We start from the raw sequence: 15,728 nt of genomic DNA, 5'->3' as shown, positions 1-15,728 counted from the left end.
ATACCAATGTATACTCAGATATAGAGGTGGTACAAATGAAAGTTTGTCCTTATATTGAAGCATCGTTCCAGGTTCTAGGAAAAAAATGGAATGGGCAAATCGTCCACTACTTATCATTATGTAATGATGAAATGGCACATTTCTCAGATATTAAACGAGATTTGACAGGAATTACTTCCAGAGCATTATCACTGAAACTTTCTGAGCTTGCAGAAGATGGAATAGTCGATAAAGTAGTGGAAAGCGGTACACCCGTTACAATTACGTATGTACTGACGAAAAAAGGAAGCGATCTTGCCCAAAGCTTGAAACCAATTCAGGAGTGGGCAAAGCAAAATATGAATGTTGTATTATCACATGAAACGGAGGCTAAAGAAATTGACTAATAACAATAATAATATGATTTGTGATGTAGAAACTGGAGTATGTGGTGTTGCTGGCAGCGGAGAAATGGAGTTGATTGATTTGACTGCACCTAAGAAAACAATTGAGCTATATTATGTAACAGATCCGATTTGTTCACACTGCTGGGCAATTGAGCCGCAGTTTAATAGATTCTTAGAACAATATGGTAACTATTTCAATGTCCATACTGTTATGGGTGGGCTGCTTGAAAAATGGGGCGATGGCTTTGCCGACGTGCAAAATGGAATAGCTGGTCCAAGTGATGTTGCCGGACACTGGAGAGAGGTTGGCGATATGACCCGTATGCCAATCGATGGTTCTTTATGGTATGAAAACCCTGTAACATCATCTTTCACACCTTCACGTGTATTTAAGGTTGTCCAAAAGCATAATGAGAAGCTTGCTAGTGTCTTCCTGCGTCGTGCAAGAGAAGCTGTCTTCGCTTTCAATCAAAACATTTCCAATGCAGAAGTTCTAATTGAACTTGTGAACGATCTTGGTCTAGACGGAAGTGCAATTGTGAATGAAGCAGAACAACCAGCTGGCCAAAAATTGCTAAACGAAGATTTTCAGCTTGCTGCAAGCTTAGGTGCAAGAGGATTTCCTACAATCATCATGGTGAACGAGGAAAATAAAGGAGTTAAAATCGTTGGCGGACGTCCATTTGAGTATTATGTTGCTGGACTTAAACAAGTACTTGGTGAGGATCCAAAATCGAAACAACAACCTGCTCTTGCAGATTACCTTGCAAAAGAAAAACTCCTATTCTCAAAAGAAATCGAAGTTATGTACGATTTAGAACAGGCAGCGATTAAAGATTATGTTGAAAAAGAGCTTTCAACGAATGATTATGAAGCGAAAGAAGTTCTAGGAGAAACATATTTCGTTAAAAACTAATATACATTTTATAGGGTAAGTAGCAGAACAATTCTCGTTTTGAGGATTGTTCTTTTTTAATATGGTGCTTTCAAAATGATAGTTATGTTCGAGGTATGGTAATGAACGTTGATATTAGTTGATACAAAATGTGAACTACTTTGAGGTAGTAAGATTTCTCAGGCCAGTTGCTCCGAAAATACACCTCGCTGGGATAGTGCTAGAAAAACAAATATATATTTCTTTATAAAGTGGAAAAGCATTTTACTTTCATGTAGCTGTTATTTAGCGAAGACAGGAGAGCATTTTAAAATGAAACAACTATTTCTAAAGAAGGTGTATAGCTAAGCTTTAATTTAAACCCAATCGCATCTAGTTCGCACTTTATAGCTAACAGTAGGTAGTCGTTCATTCTCTTTGAGCACTTATGTTGAATCCGATAAGCTTATAGACTACCCTTTAATTATATGTATTTTTTATGAACGGATTACAATTTCCTAGTTCACCTTAATTCTTACTTATGCAAAAGTGAACACTCTCCTCAAAGGCAGGTTTTTCAATGAAAAAGCAACATGATTTCACACAAGGAAATATCTTGAAGCAATTAATTGCTTTTTCTGGCCCAATTATGCTGACGAATCTACTGCAGATTTCGTACCAATTTGTGGATAGTTTGTGGGTTGGTAATTTACTCGGTGCGAATGCACTAGGTGCAGTTTCTCTGTCAGGAACTATTATTTTTACTGTACTATCATTTGTTATCGGTCTAAATAATGCAGCATTAACCATTCTATCCCAGCAAAAAGGAAAAAACAATGAAGATGGTTTAAAACGTTATTTAAATGCCTTCGTAGTCATGATGACAATCATTGCAGCGGTATTAGGATTAATTGGTTACATTTTTGCTGAAAATTTTTTAGCAATTCTTGGAACACCTGAAAGTATGATGACAGATGCAATCGCCTATTTACGAATTAATTTTTTGGGGATTCTCTTCTTATTTGGCTATAACTTTATTAGTACAGTGCTGCGTTCACTTGGTGATAGCAGGACACCATTACGATTTGTCATAGTTGCAGTTTTATTGAATATTGTACTAGATCCTCTCTTTATCTCCGGATTTAATTGGGGTGTTGATGGTGCTGCGTATGCAACTATTCTATCGCAGGCAGTCGCATTCATATATGGAATGATTTATATGTTATCTAAAAAGCTCGCACCATTTAGTGTGCCAAAGCTACCTTCTTGGAGTGAGGTAGGATTGATTCTTAACCTGGGCATTCCATCTGGATTACAAATGGCAGTTATATCCGCTGGTTCTGCAGCAATTATGACTGTTGTTACAACATTTGGTGGCGGCGTTGTTGCTGGCTTTAGTGCAGCACAAAGGCTTGATAGTCTAGTAATGCTCCCGGCGCACGCACTCAGTACGGCAGTAAGTAGTATGGCTGGACAGAATATCGGTGTACGCAACTGGAATCGGGTCAGCCAAATCGCGAAATACGGAGTGCTATACAACTTCCTCGTAATGGTAGTAATCGGGATTCTCATTATTTTCTTTGCCGAGTTTGGCATGATGCTATTCATTCAGGAAGAAGAAGCGGTGACGTTTGGTACAAGATATTTACAAATTATCGCACTATGCTATCCATTTTTAGGAATTAATTTTATTTTAAATGGAATTGTACGAGCAGCGGGCGCAATGTATCAAGTACTCGTATTAAATATTATTTCCTTCTGGATTTTACGTTACCCATTATCAGCGTTATTCTCCTATTTATTTGGAGATATTGGAATTGCAGTTGGCATGGGGACAAGTTTCCTTGTTAGTAGTATTATTGCATTTCTATACTTCCGATTTGGTAAATGGCGAAGAAAAGAGTTGTTTACTTAAGAGAACAACCCGCTTCCATCCACATTGGAATAGTAGCGGGTTGTTTTAACCTTGTACTTGTATAACAAGCACCTTTAAATATTTCCCTTGTAAGAAATTCTTATCTACCTGGAAATCTGCTGGTAAAGAAAACTGTTCAAGAATAGTGTATTTCGTATTCATCTCTTTAAAGCCCTTTTCTATAAAGCCTTTAAATTTCTTCATTCCGAACGAGGCATTATTCGTCGACGCAATGATAATCCCATTCTTCTCTGTAATTTCCAATGTGTCCTTAATTAAAGCAGGGTAATCCTTTGCCGTACTGAAAGTATGCTTCTTTGAACGTGCAAAACTTGGTGGATCTAATACAATAAGGTCGAACTTCAACTCTTTTCGCTTTGCATATTTAAAGTAATCAAAGACATCCATGACAATGATATCCTGCTCTTCAATATTAATACCATTCAAGCTGAATTGTTCAATCGTCTTACTTTTACTGCGTTTCGCAAGATCGACACTCGTTGTTTTCGTTGCCCCACCTAGTGCAGCTGCAACGGAGAATGCTCCTGTATACGAAAATGTGTTCAGCACATTTTTTCCGTTTGCATATTTATCTCTAATAGCTTTTCGTACATCACGCTGATCAAGGAAAATGCCAACCATTGCACCATCATTTAGGTAAACCGCATAGTTTATCCCATTCTCTGAGACAACAATTGGAAATTGACCACGCTCCCCTTTAACAAAATCGTCATCTTCAAGGTACTGACCTTTCGTATCAAAACGTTTCTTCTCATAGATTGCTTTATAATCACCTAGCTCATCTAAAGCGTTTAGCACCTGATTTTGGAATGAATAAATACCAGCGCTGTACCATTGGATTAAATAATATCCATCGAAATAATCGATCGTCAGTCCGCCAATCCCATCGCCTTCTCCATTAAATACACGAAAAGCCGTTGTATTTATATCCTTATAAAAGGATTCTCTCTTATTAATTGCTGTGAGAATCTTATTCTTGAAGAATTCATTGTCAATCTTTTCCCATTTATCATGGGACAGAACCCAGCCAATCCCTTTATTCTGTTCGCCATAATACCCTTTAGCAATAAATTGCCGATTGTTATCTACTAAGTTTACAATCGCGCCTTCCTCTGTTGATGCTCCTAAATTCGCGACAGCATCCTTACTAATCAATGGATAATTATTTTTATATTGCTCAATAAACTTAGCGTTTACTTTTAAATCAATTGTCGGTTTCATAATTTCATCCTAACGTTACTTTTTTTCCATTATCGCATGTTAATAGGAAAAGGGAAAGTAATGAACAAACTTGAACAAAGAGATGCTCAAAGATTTTAAATGGATAGGTAAGTATGGCCAAATCATTTACATATTCGCATGACTTGTTAAAGAAAGCCAAATGAGTAATTCCGTCTGGTCTTAAAAAATCCCATACATTTCAAAAGGACAATATCCATTGAAATGTATGGGTACTTTTATTTTAACATAGTAACAAAGGGGGAAATTACGCTTGATCTTATTCCCCTGTCAAATCCTTCATTCCTTGATAAATGCAGTCAAACAATCCTTCAATATCCTCTTCTTCTACACTTGAAAAGGCAATTCGCAGATCTGTTGGATTAACAGCGATTGTCCCCACTCCATATTTATCTAGCAAATGGATTCGTAATTCCTCAGCATCTACTCCATTTAGCTTCAAACACATGAAATATCCAGAGTTAAATGGATAAACAGACCAGTAGGCATTATATTCTTCTTTCGCTAAAACAGCTTTTACCTTATTCGCTCTCTTTTCCAAAATATCATGCTTCACTTGTTTTTCTGCTTCAAATTCACTTGATTGCAGTGATTCTAATATAACCGTTTGTGACAAGTGTGATCCGCTTGAGATTGTTGCGCGAATAATCCCCATCGTTTTTTGCTCCAATGCATGTGCGATTGCTGGATTCTCAACCCCATAAGTAACGAAGCCAACACGTAAACCCCACACATAGTTTTCTTTTGTTGCTCCGTCGATTTTCACCGGTAATATTCTTCTGTGCAATCCGATTAGCTGGCCAAAAATGGATTCTTTCACTGAATCCTCATAGAACAATCCATAGTAGGCATCATCAAGAAGAACAACTAGATTTATTCCTGCCTCAGCTGCTGCTTCTAATGCTGATACGATACCAGCTACTTCAGGAGCGTGTGGTGTATACCCTGTTGGATTATTCGGGAAGTTAAGCAATACGATTGCTTTTCCTTTATCCTTTTGTGCCATTAAACATTCTTTAAAGGCTATAACATTAAATTTATTTTCTTCATTAAATAACGCAAACGTTTCTATCTTACCGCCGCGGCGAATCGTGAAAGTTAAATTATAATTCCCCCAAAACTTATCTGGCATGATAAGTGTATCACCTTCATCTACAAATAAATCGGCCGCAATGCTTAGTCCGTGTGTAAGTGCATTGGTAACAATCGGCAGTCCAAAGTTTTTTCCTTTTAGTGAAGGATTTTCTTTCACTAATTTTTCCTTCCAAGCCTGACGAAGTGCCGGTTTTCCAGCAGGCGGTGCATACGGATAAATATCCTTTGGTGCGTACGCATCCAAGTTTTTCTGGATATGTTCGAAATGCATTGGTCCGTTCCCTTCTGTTGCAATCCCGACGGTTGCATTATAGCGCGTCGCTTTCTTACTAGCCTCAGCGCTTTGGCTCAATATTCCTTTTGGGTAGTACATGCTTCGGCCAAGATTGGAAAGTAACTCATAGTATTCATTATTTTCTTCACTGATATCTGCATTTAACTGTTTAGCAAGATTGTTCACTGATTCATACCTCCGTCATTCGTTGACTAAAATTGATGTTAAAGACTCGATAAAATATAAATTCTCTTCCTCTGTACCTATTGAAACACGAACATATTCAGGTAATCCCCATGTTTTTCCATAGCGAAGGATTACTCCTTTAGCAAGTAGATCATGATAAATTTTCTCTGCATTCGGTCCAAATTTAACAAGGATAAAGTTACTTTCTGTTTTTATATAATCTAAATTTAGATTTTGGAAAGCTTGATAAAGCTGCTCACGACCTGCAGAATTGCCTTCTCGTGATTTTTCTACGTGTTCCGCGTCCATAATAGCAGCTGTTGCTGCAGCTTGTGCTAAACTATTCACATTAAATGGTTCTTTCACCTTCAAGATGCTCTGGATGATTGATTGAGGTGCAATACCGAAGCCAACGCGGATTCCTGCAAGTCCGTAAATTTTTGAAAAAGTTTGCAGGACTAAAATTGGTTTACCAGCTCTGACATATTCGATCCCATTTGTATAGTCATCGGCTGTCGCATAATGACTATATGCACCGTCAAACACAACCAATACATTATTAGGCACAGCTTGAAGCAGCTGATCCAATTCTGTTTTTGATAGATATGTACCTGTCGGGTTATTCGGTGAACAAAGGTATAATAACTTTGTTTGCTCTGTAATCGCATCTACAATCTTCTGGACATTAAACTGAAATCCTTCCTCAAGCGGAACAGGAACAATCGTTGCACCCATGATTTGTGCGCCAAAATCATATTCACTAAAGGATGGTGATGGAACGATAATCTCATCTTCTTTCTCAAGGAAAGCTTCGGAAATTAATGTGATTAATTCATCCGCTCCATTTGTGACGATAATTTGTTCTTTCTTAACACTCAGGCTTTTAGCAATTGCCTCTTTTAGCGCAACGGTGTCAGCATCTGGATAGCGGTTAAGCTCCGCTAATTCAGAGGAAATTGCTTCTACTCCTTTTGGAGATGGACCGAATGGATTTTCATTTGAAGCTAGCTTAATTACTTTATCAAGATTTAATTCCTGTTGTAATTCCCAAATCGGTTTTCCAGGTGTGTATGGCTCTATGTTTTTTAGTGCTGTTCGAGGTTTAATTTGATTTACCAAGTAGACCATCCCTTCTAAGTTTCATATTAAACTGAAAATATACGTAGTTCCTAATAATCATTCATTATATAACAAAATGACGAAATAAAGTAACCTTTCTTAAACTTTTTCGATCAATTCCAATTTAAAGTCACTTACTGCTCCTTCTACTGTTAGATCGATAATCGAAGTGGAATAATTATAAATCGTCGCTTCAAATTTCAATCCTTTGGTTGGAACCTTTACAGTGAAGTCATTTTTGTAGAGCAGTGTCGTAATTTTATGCGATTGTTCACTTTTCACTTTAAAGTCAAAGTTGATTTTGTGACGAGCTTTCCCGTTCCTCTGCAACAGCTCTTGTCGAAAATTTGTTGTTTCAATTGCTACGTCATTGAGGATTACTTCTACATTCATCATGTCATCGCCTTTCTATATACTTAAATTGGACTTTATATTAATTAAATTCTATCAGTTTGCCTATATCATTACTAGCTTATTGATTTTTCTTAAATAAAGTAATCTCATTTATTCCAGCATTGCTGGGATTCGACATAATCCGGGAAGTGACAGGCACTCCAAACACATATTTAAGTCCAGCTTTGAATATGATATGATAATCCTGTGATGATTCTGAAATATCTCCAAAATTAAATAAATGATTATTAAATACGAGAGGAAGTTCGCATGAACAACAAACCGACATTAATTAAATATAGTGATACAGATAGCAATACAATTGCACATTATTATGATTATGCCGTGGCAATTACGAAGATTAAAGAAGTATTAGCGAAGAATCTCGGACATGATTTTAAGCTGTTCTCTTCTGAAGAAGGGATCGAGGAAGTTTTCAATACAATTGAACAAATTCTAAAGAAGAAAGAACTCGATGTGGAAGTGATTGCAAGTATTTATGATACGTTGGGTACTTTCAATATTAGCTACACAGAAGGTGAACGCTTTTCCGTTACACCTTCACTCGTAAATAATATTTTCTACTTTCCGAACTATGAGGTAGCAATCGTCCGAATTCCGATTTTTCAAAGCCACTCTGATTATATTCAGGAATTTGTGTTTTCGAGGGATCAGCAATTATTGCTTGACTTCTTTAATTATATTCTTGAGAAACAGCGCAATTATATGCTTGACGGTATCAATGTGCTGACAGATACAGAAGATGGGCTAGAGAGATCTAAGGAACAAATAACAAACCAAATCCAAAGAGAAGACATTTTACTGGAAGAAGATGTGAAAACAGATATTTACCGCTCCATCGACGAATTCTTTCATAAGAGTGGGACCTTCTTTAAAAAATATAATATTCCTTATAGACGAGGAATACTCTTATATGGAAGTCCTGGCAACGGAAAAACAACACTTGTAAAATCAATTGCTGGCAGTGTTTCAGCACCCGTTGTTTACTGGCAAATTACCGAATATACAACTAGCTACTCGATTAAAGAAGTATTCTCCACGGTTACAAAAATCGCACCAATGATTCTCATCATCGAAGATATTGACTCGATGCCTGAACATGCAAGATCCGTTTTCTTAAATACATTGGATGGTGCAACAACAAAAGAGGGAATCTTTCTAATCGGTACAACAAACTATCCTGAGAAGATTGACCCAGCACTAATTAATCGGGCCGGTCGCTTTGATCGTGCATACGAAATCAAGCAGCCTGATGATGCATTACGCAACGAATATTTACGTAAGAAAGGACTGACACAATTCCTTGATGAAGTGGTGTTGGATCATTTAACAACACAAACGGAGGGATTGTCGATTGCACAGCTGAATGAACTGTATATGTCCGTCGCACTTCAATGGCATTACGAACAGCAAATCGATGTAGATAAAATCGTCAAGGACCTGCAAGAAAATCAAAGACGAACAATGAAACAAGACTGGAAAACAGAGGAATATGCTGGAAGAATGGGATTCTAATCTAAGTCGAAAGCTTGATTAATCAATGATTAATCAAGCTTTTATTATATTCAAGACCTAGCAAAGTTTCAATCAGTTCTTAGACAACCTAGTCTGAGCATAAACCTATGAATAGGATACAAGATCAGCGTTATATGAAGGAGGCCGATTAAGATAAACATATTTGTGTCTAGATCACTTGATGAGACAAGGTTTTGGTCAAGGATTATGAAGGAGCATGCTTTATTTTTAAGTTTAGGCTTCAGCTATGGTGATACAAAGCTGATTGAAGAGGCAGAGCAATTCATCACTTTATTTGAAAGGATTGAAGAGAAGCTAAGTAAGTTTTCCTTGCATTCTGATCCTCATGAAGTGGCTAAGTTCAACGTAGAGGTGTATCAAGCCGCAACTTCAATCTGGGCATATAAACGAAAAGTTCTAGGCTTAACTTTAAATTGTGACATTCGTTCCAATAACTATCCATTATTACTCGACCATACGAGTCGGGAGGCCGCATACTTTGCTAATCGCTTAAGGGATTTAAATGAAGGAAAATTACAGCCATTACCTGAAACCATTATTAAAGAGAATGTTTTCTTCTTAAGAATCATGGCAGATCACTCAAAATTTATCGGACATTTGCTCGACCCATCCGAGCGAAAGTTAGTCGCCCAGGCAAGAGAGTTTAGTCATGATTTCGATCAGCTTGTCTTTCAAGCATTAGATCTCGATTCAATGCGACCACAATCAGAAACGGTTCCTATTCTAGATCAATTTCTCGATCAAAACCGCGTTTCTGTTAAGTCCTTGCGTGCATTCAAGAAAACAGCGAGTGAGTTAATTGATGAATGTAAAATAAAAAGCAATATCCACCCACTTCTTGCTGACCATGTCTTCCGAGAAGCAGATCGATTCCTTCATATTATTGATATGTTTGATGAAAGTCTCATGGCGAATCAATAGGAAGTAGCAAAGCATGATTAAACGACAAATTTAATCATGCTTTGCTGTTTCTAACATTAATCATTCACATATTCAAGATAAACATCCATCTCACTGTTAATTTCTACTCCTCTAGGGATTTGCAAGTATAGGAGCTGCTCTCCCCAGTATAGACTTTCAGGAGCATCGTGCCATTCTTCGTTAGGTGAATCTTTAAATTGCATTAGTGGAAATTCCTTGCTGAAAGATGTAAATTCCAATTGTTCCGTATCAGGTAATTTAATTACGAATCTATCATCAGCTAACTGTATATCTAATGGTCTAATAAACTCCATTAATTCCATATTAAATCCATAAACCGGCGTCTGATAAAAAGCTGCTTTAATGGAATCACCATCTGTTCTTTCCACTGCAATATTAACCGTATTATTCAAATCGCCTTGATAACCGATCTGGATTTGCCCCTCCTCATACATAAACTCCCATTCTTCTACTAAAAACTCATGAATAGATTCAACAGGCCTCTCTCCAACTAACACTTCACTTAAATTATTTTGATTATATTCATTTTCAGCCGATTCTAATTGCTCCGTTGCTGATGCAGGAATGAAATAATAAACACCAACAGAAAGAAATAATACAATGACATATACACCAAACATCCAATACCCTGCTTTTGCAGCATTTCCCCTATTGGTCTTACTTACTATAAAAATTCCAGCTACTATAACGATAAGTATTAGTGCAATAGGAAGGGCAGAAATTGTAATATTCATTTTCTTACCTCCAATCTGCTAGAAAGCAATATAGCAACTACAAAAAAAATAATTGTGGAGCCGACAAATTTGATTAGAAACAGGAAGACATTCGTTTCTTGAAAATAGAATTCTCCTATTGCAATGAAAGAGCCCGGATATATACGTTCAAGCGCAATCAATATACCTGCTATTACAAACGGCAATAGCATTGGGAGCGTTCGATGCAGCTGTGTAATAACACCGATCAAATAACCTATAGAGCCGATTAGAAGTAAATAACAAATCATCGCTGTCATCCCTTGGAATACTTCCGTTGGTCGATAATAATACCCTGTTCCAATTAATAGATCAATATCAATGAAGATATATACAAAAATACGCAATAAATAGCCAGATAGAATAGCCGTTATTCCACCAATAATACTAGCAATCACTAGGAAGCAACTATTGGAAATGTTATTGCTTAATTGATTAGAAACAAAGCTAAAACTATTGTCCCTCTCTGCCTTCGTAGTCATAATAATCGCATGGATAAATATCCATAGAATCGTAAAAGCAATCACGTTAGTATTCATATACGTTGTGTAATCAATTGACAATCCATAGATAGTTGTGCCACTAAATACACTTCCTCCAACTGAGAGGAGCAACGCTATTACCTGTACTAAAACCAATGAGCTGAATATACCATAATATGCTTTTACTCTATATTGGAGCTGTTTTGCCACTATATTGCCTAATCTCATCCTATTTAAAGACATCATCAATACCCCCTTTTGTTTTATTTGTCAGCAGTACACATAATTCACTGGCGGATACTTTCGAAACCTCAATCCCAAGCTGTCTAGCTTTATCAAGTTGCAGATTAGCATTTTTCACAACGGAATAAGTCAAATCATTTCCAATCTGGCGGGTATGAATCACCTCGTGATTTGCTGTCCATTGGATTACCATTTCTGTCCTACCAGTTAATCCAAGAGCATATTCCTTTAATTCATCCATTGGCAGATGCAAATACTTTCTCCCTTGATCAATCAGTAGCACATCCTCCAGTAAATCTTCTATCTCCTCGAGATGGTGGCTGGAAATAATAATCGTCCGAGGATATGCAAGGTAATCTTTTAGAAGCGCTCGATAAAAATCACTTCTTACGGAAGCATCCATTCCAGTTGTAGGTTCATCAAACATTGTTAACGCACACCGTGAGGCCAAACCAATAATCATATTAAACGTACTCTTTTTCCCTTTAGACAAATGCATATGGACCTGTTTTGGATGAAAGGAAAAATAGTTAAAAAGGCGTCGTGCAAGTTCAGCATCCCAATTACCATAAAATCTGCCCGCTTCATGTAAAATATCTGATAATGTTAGCCGATTTGAAAACTGCATTTGATCATCAACATAGATTGCATTGGCAGATACAAGGAGATTATTAAAGGGGCGCTCATCGAAAACCTTTACAGTACCATTCGTTTCCTGCCAAAAGCCAGCCAATATCTTTAATAATGTTGTCTTCCCTGCGCCATTTCTTCCGATTAGACCTGTAATCGTATTCTCCTTAATTGTAAATGACAATTCATCTAATGCCTTTAGTCTCCCTTGCTTCTTCGTTATCCCTTCACACTCAATCACGTTCACTTCGCATCCCCCTTAAGATTCGTCATGATTCCTTGCAACATCTGAATCAACTCTGCATCACTAACATTCAGTTGTTTTGCTTCAATAGCTGCCTCCAAAAGCAAGCCCTTAAGCGTTTGATTCTTTCGTTTATCCATAATTAGCTCTCGAGCCTCGCCCGTCACAAATTTCCCAAGCCCTCGCTTGTTATAGAGAATATTTTCATCCGACAAAAGGTTTAATCCCTTGGCAGCTGTTGCCGGGTTGATTGTGAACATTTCTGCAAGGCTGTATTGCGAATATACCTTCTCATCTTGTTTTAAGTTACCTTTTAATATTTCTGTCTCAATCCACTCTGCAATTTGTACATAGATTGGTTTAGACCCATCCGTATCAAGTATCAAGCTTGCACCTCCTTTTCTCTAAGTCAGTACATTAGTCATGTAATGTAGTATATGCTGTATTGTCAGAAAAATCAACTATAAATATAAAAAACCTTGCAAATTCATATAGAAATTTGCAAGGTTTTTAGTAACGAAATCAAATTTAATTAAATACCACCCAAAATACTAGAGCCTTTTAACCCCTAATCAACGCCAACAACTTCACTTCTCCGCTCCATCAGCATGACATCACGCCAAACTCCGTTTAGTTTTCCTACCCGCTTCCGAACCCCAACTTTTCGAAATCCAGCTTTTTCATGTAAGTGAATACTTGCACTGTTTTCAATGAAAATACCTGATTGCAGTGTCCAAAATCCATGTGCTTCACTCATTTTGATTAACGCGATTAATAAACTCGTACCAATCCCTCTTCCCTTACTTTCCGAACCAAGGTAAATACTCAATTCCGCTACACCGTGGTAAGCTTTCTGGGTAGAAGTTGATAGCAACGCAGCCCAACCGATTACCTTGTCTCCATCCCTTACTACTAATCTGCAATCCTCTAAATACTTCTTATTCCATGCTTCCCAGCTTGGTGCTTCTTTTTCAAACGTTGCATTACCAGTATTTATACCTTCAATGAAAATATCATGTACCTGTTCCCAGTCATTTTCCTTCATGTTGTCAATTATTATCATGTAATCACCTTAACTAACTCTAGATTTATGCTTCTCTTAAAATGTTATATTTCAATCCAAAATCTTCTTATTACGCTACCATCCACATCCTGAAAGTGTTCATCCTCAATTCCGCCATTATTCAAAATTACTTTAGCAGAACCTATATTATCTTCATCACAAGTGATAAGCACACGCTTAAGCTTTAAGTCTTTACATTTTTTTAATGCTTCGGCCAGCATAATGGTTGCGTAGCCCTTTTGCCGTTCAGATGGTCTAACTCCATAACCAATATGGCCACCAATATTATATAAGTAACTATTTAATGTATGACGGATATTCACCATCGCGACGATTCCATTGTTATCATTTATTAGAAAGTAATTTGTATTTGGCACCCAATTTTTTATGCCTCGCTGACGAATCTCAAGTTCTTCTAAATATTCTTCATATGTATCATACCCAGCTATATTAAAACTACTAGGGACCATACGTGCTGAGCCCCATTCTTTAAAATAGGCTTCATGCTCTGCCTGCCATTTCTGCTCTACCTTTACTAGCCTCATATAAATCCCTCCATTTCTTTAGAAACTAAATGAATTAAAAAGCGTAATTGATTAAATAATTATAATCAATTACGCTTCATCTGGGAATACTTTTTTTATTTTAAAGCAATGTACTACTCTATTTCCTTAATTATTCTTTTGGGATCAGCCGGTCTGTATAGCTCGCCAGCTAACATTTTTCCCCTTTCCGATTTCAAAGTATATTCACCCTCTATAATTATTTCATTTTTTTCTCGCTCTTATGAAGCCATCAGCCACATCCCAAATTAACCCTGCAAGCAGTAAAATTAGTAGCCAAAATGTAGATTGCTCCCAGACCTTACTTATAATGTTGTATGTTTCACTGCCTGTAGTTAAGAAACCCGCTTCTACTAATTCCATCATGAAATTCGGATTCCAAAATGCTGGTCCACTTATCATAAATAAGATTGCTATGAGCGATATCAAATTTACAATTAGCGTATAAGTTGCTAACTTATATGTCCATTTTCCAAATACAAGCTTTAAACATTCTTTTATAATCCCGAACCCAAATATTAGTATGATAAATAATAAATACGTACCATATGTTTGTTCATTTAAAAATGGAACGACCCCAGTAAATTCATCACTGAATCGCCAAACACCAAAATATTCACTTGAAAACGCAAGAATGACGATAAAAATAGCGTAAAAAACAATCCCAGCAATTGCTTCTCCTCGCTTTATTTGCCTTTTTTCATCTGGTACTGGTGGCAGATCCTTTGGTCTCCATTCTGATTCAAGCGATAACTCCTTGAATTTATATGCTCCAGCCATCTCTGGAATCGCAAATCCAAACGTCGTCCAGCCAAATGCTGTTGGAATCCCTGTTACAATGCCGACAATCAGTTCAATAAAATGGTCGAGTATAGCAACTGGATTTAGAATTGCTTGGATTATGAAATTAATTCCGATAACAAAGGCTGTAATTATAAGAACAATCTTTAACACTAAAATATAGGAATCAAAAATCTCTGGTCCGATTAAATATCTTTTTGTACCTCGGTATTGATCTGCTAATTTTCTCGGACTCCCTAATTCTAGCAAGACAGCTTCAACATCGTTATCTGTAATTTCTCCACTACCTGCACGTTCGTCCAGCATATCTTCTATTAAGCCCCGGAGTTCTTCGGCAATATCCTTTCGCTGTGCTTGTGGCAGCTTCTGGGTAACCGCATAAATATACCGATTAATCATTTCCAATTGAATCATCTCCTTTAGCTTCAATCACGCCATTCAAGCTTTTTACAATACTGTTCCATTCAACTACAAGTAAATCAAAAACTTCTTTCCCCGTCTCACTTAGTAAATAATATTTCCTTGGTCTCGCTTCATTCGTGTCCCATTTACTATCAAGTATTCCTTGCTTTTCCAGTCTTCTTAGCAGCGGATATAGCGTTCCTGGCTCAACCTGCACTCCCTTTTCACTGAGTAGTGTTACAAGAGAATAGCCATACTGCGGCTCTGAAAGCTGACTAAGTACAGCAATCGTGATTGTTCCGCGCCTTAGTTCCTGCATCAACTTTTCTAAATGCTCATTTGTATCGCCCATCTAATCAACTCCTGATCACATTATAGTGTATGACGTACACTATTGTAAAGTGCACATTAATAACTAATTTTTATTATTTTTATAACGTCTGTTATGTAGACATATTCTGGATTATGGTATGATTATCACTAACTATACGAATGTCTTAAAAAGTGAAGGTTTAACCAATTTTTAGGTGACATCCTTAGTTGCATT

At 37.0% G+C, this 15,728-nt stretch carries 17 protein-coding genes; 5 read left to right on the top strand and 12 right to left on the bottom strand.

The window, feature by feature from the left end:
* The first annotated feature begins 35 nt into the window (after positions 1–35).
* From CUC15_RS02285 to CUC15_RS02275, 3 genes are all read left to right on the top strand, one after another.
* Positions 36–386, top strand: a complete 351-nt coding sequence (locus CUC15_RS02285) for a winged helix-turn-helix transcriptional regulator (protein WP_114915170.1) — start codon at positions 36–38, stop codon at positions 384–386.
* 13 nt (positions 387–399) lie between these two features.
* On the top strand, positions 400–1,302 hold the full coding sequence (locus tag CUC15_RS02280; protein ID WP_423241371.1) for a DsbA family protein: 903 nt from the start codon (positions 400–402) through the stop codon (positions 1,300–1,302).
* Positions 1,303–1,840: 538 nt separating this feature from the next.
* Positions 1,841–3,175 (top strand): MATE family efflux transporter, encoded by a 1,335-nt coding sequence (locus CUC15_RS02275; RefSeq protein ID WP_114915168.1) that lies wholly within the window; start codon positions 1,841–1,843, stop codon positions 3,173–3,175.
* Positions 3,176–3,220: 45 nt separating this feature from the next.
* Here CUC15_RS02275 and CUC15_RS02270 read toward each other — a convergent pair whose 3' ends face one another.
* From CUC15_RS02270 to CUC15_RS02255, 4 genes are all read right to left on the bottom strand, one after another.
* Positions 3,221–4,417 (bottom strand): class I SAM-dependent rRNA methyltransferase, encoded by a 1,197-nt coding sequence (locus CUC15_RS02270; RefSeq protein WP_114915167.1) that lies wholly within the window; start codon positions 4,415–4,417, stop codon positions 3,221–3,223.
* Between the two features lie 277 nt (positions 4,418–4,694).
* Positions 4,695–5,990: an aminotransferase class I/II-fold pyridoxal phosphate-dependent enzyme gene (locus tag CUC15_RS02265; RefSeq protein ID WP_114915166.1), complete on the bottom strand. Its 1,296-nt coding sequence runs from the start codon at positions 5,988–5,990 to the stop codon at positions 4,695–4,697.
* 15 nt (positions 5,991–6,005) lie between these two features.
* On the bottom strand, positions 6,006–7,109 hold the full coding sequence (gene hisC, locus CUC15_RS02260; protein ID WP_242985930.1) for a histidinol-phosphate transaminase: 1,104 nt from the start codon (positions 7,107–7,109) through the stop codon (positions 6,006–6,008).
* Positions 7,110–7,208: 99 nt separating this feature from the next.
* On the bottom strand, positions 7,209–7,505 hold the full coding sequence (locus tag CUC15_RS02255) for a DUF3219 family protein (protein WP_242985929.1): 297 nt from the start codon (positions 7,503–7,505) through the stop codon (positions 7,209–7,211).
* A gap of 267 nt (positions 7,506–7,772) precedes the next feature.
* On the opposite strand from CUC15_RS02255, the gene CUC15_RS02250 reads away from it, so the two are divergent.
* Positions 7,773–9,038: an ATP-binding protein gene (locus tag CUC15_RS02250; RefSeq protein WP_114915163.1), complete on the top strand. Its 1,266-nt coding sequence runs from the start codon at positions 7,773–7,775 to the stop codon at positions 9,036–9,038.
* Between the two features lie 165 nt (positions 9,039–9,203).
* Positions 9,204–9,980: a DUF2935 domain-containing protein gene (locus tag CUC15_RS02245; protein ID WP_278309191.1), complete on the top strand. Its 777-nt coding sequence runs from the start codon at positions 9,204–9,206 to the stop codon at positions 9,978–9,980.
* 56 nt (positions 9,981–10,036) lie between these two features.
* On the opposite strand, the gene CUC15_RS02240 is transcribed toward CUC15_RS02245, so the two are convergent.
* The 8 genes from CUC15_RS02240 to CUC15_RS02205 all read right to left on the bottom strand — a co-directional run bounded on the left by CUC15_RS02240 (position 10,037) and on the right by CUC15_RS02205 (position 15,533).
* The gene (locus CUC15_RS02240; RefSeq protein ID WP_114915162.1) at positions 10,037–10,735 is read right to left on the bottom strand and encodes a hypothetical protein; all 699 of its coding nucleotides are present in this window, start codon (positions 10,733–10,735) and stop codon (positions 10,037–10,039) included.
* Positions 10,732–11,481 (bottom strand): hypothetical protein, encoded by a 750-nt coding sequence (locus CUC15_RS02235; RefSeq protein ID WP_162800248.1) that lies wholly within the window; start codon positions 11,479–11,481, stop codon positions 10,732–10,734. Before CUC15_RS02235 ends, CUC15_RS02240 begins: the two co-directional genes overlap by 4 nt.
* A complete protein-coding gene (locus tag CUC15_RS02230; RefSeq protein WP_114915160.1) occupies positions 11,465–12,355 on the bottom strand; it encodes an ATP-binding cassette domain-containing protein in 891 nt (296 codons plus the stop codon). The genes CUC15_RS02235 and CUC15_RS02230 overlap by 17 nt, the downstream gene beginning before the upstream one ends.
* Positions 12,352–12,738: a GntR family transcriptional regulator gene (locus tag CUC15_RS02225; protein WP_114915159.1), complete on the bottom strand. Its 387-nt coding sequence runs from the start codon at positions 12,736–12,738 to the stop codon at positions 12,352–12,354. The genes CUC15_RS02230 and CUC15_RS02225 overlap by 4 nt, the downstream gene beginning before the upstream one ends.
* A 182-nt stretch (positions 12,739–12,920) precedes the next feature.
* Positions 12,921–13,415: a GNAT family N-acetyltransferase gene (locus CUC15_RS02220; protein WP_114915158.1), complete on the bottom strand. Its 495-nt coding sequence runs from the start codon at positions 13,413–13,415 to the stop codon at positions 12,921–12,923.
* Between the two features lie 44 nt (positions 13,416–13,459).
* Positions 13,460–13,960, bottom strand: coding sequence for a GNAT family N-acetyltransferase (locus CUC15_RS02215; protein WP_114915157.1), 501 nt, complete (start codon positions 13,958–13,960; stop codon positions 13,460–13,462).
* 222 nt (positions 13,961–14,182) lie between these two features.
* Complete coding sequence (locus CUC15_RS02210) at positions 14,183–15,178, bottom strand: HAAS signaling domain-containing protein (RefSeq protein ID WP_341457207.1); 996 nt, start codon at positions 15,176–15,178, stop codon at positions 14,183–14,185.
* On the bottom strand, positions 15,171–15,533 hold the full coding sequence (locus CUC15_RS02205) for a PadR family transcriptional regulator (protein ID WP_114915155.1): 363 nt from the start codon (positions 15,531–15,533) through the stop codon (positions 15,171–15,173). Before CUC15_RS02205 ends, CUC15_RS02210 begins: the two co-directional genes overlap by 8 nt.
* Between the last annotated feature and the right edge of the window lie 195 nt (positions 15,534–15,728).

Origin of the sequence: Oceanobacillus zhaokaii (assembly GCF_003352005.1) — a bacterium.
Classification (GTDB): domain Bacteria; phylum Bacillota; class Bacilli; order Bacillales; family Amphibacillaceae; genus Oceanobacillus; species Oceanobacillus zhaokaii.
The sequence above is the reverse complement of the archived record's forward strand: the minus strand, read 5'-3'. Positions and strand labels throughout refer to the sequence as shown.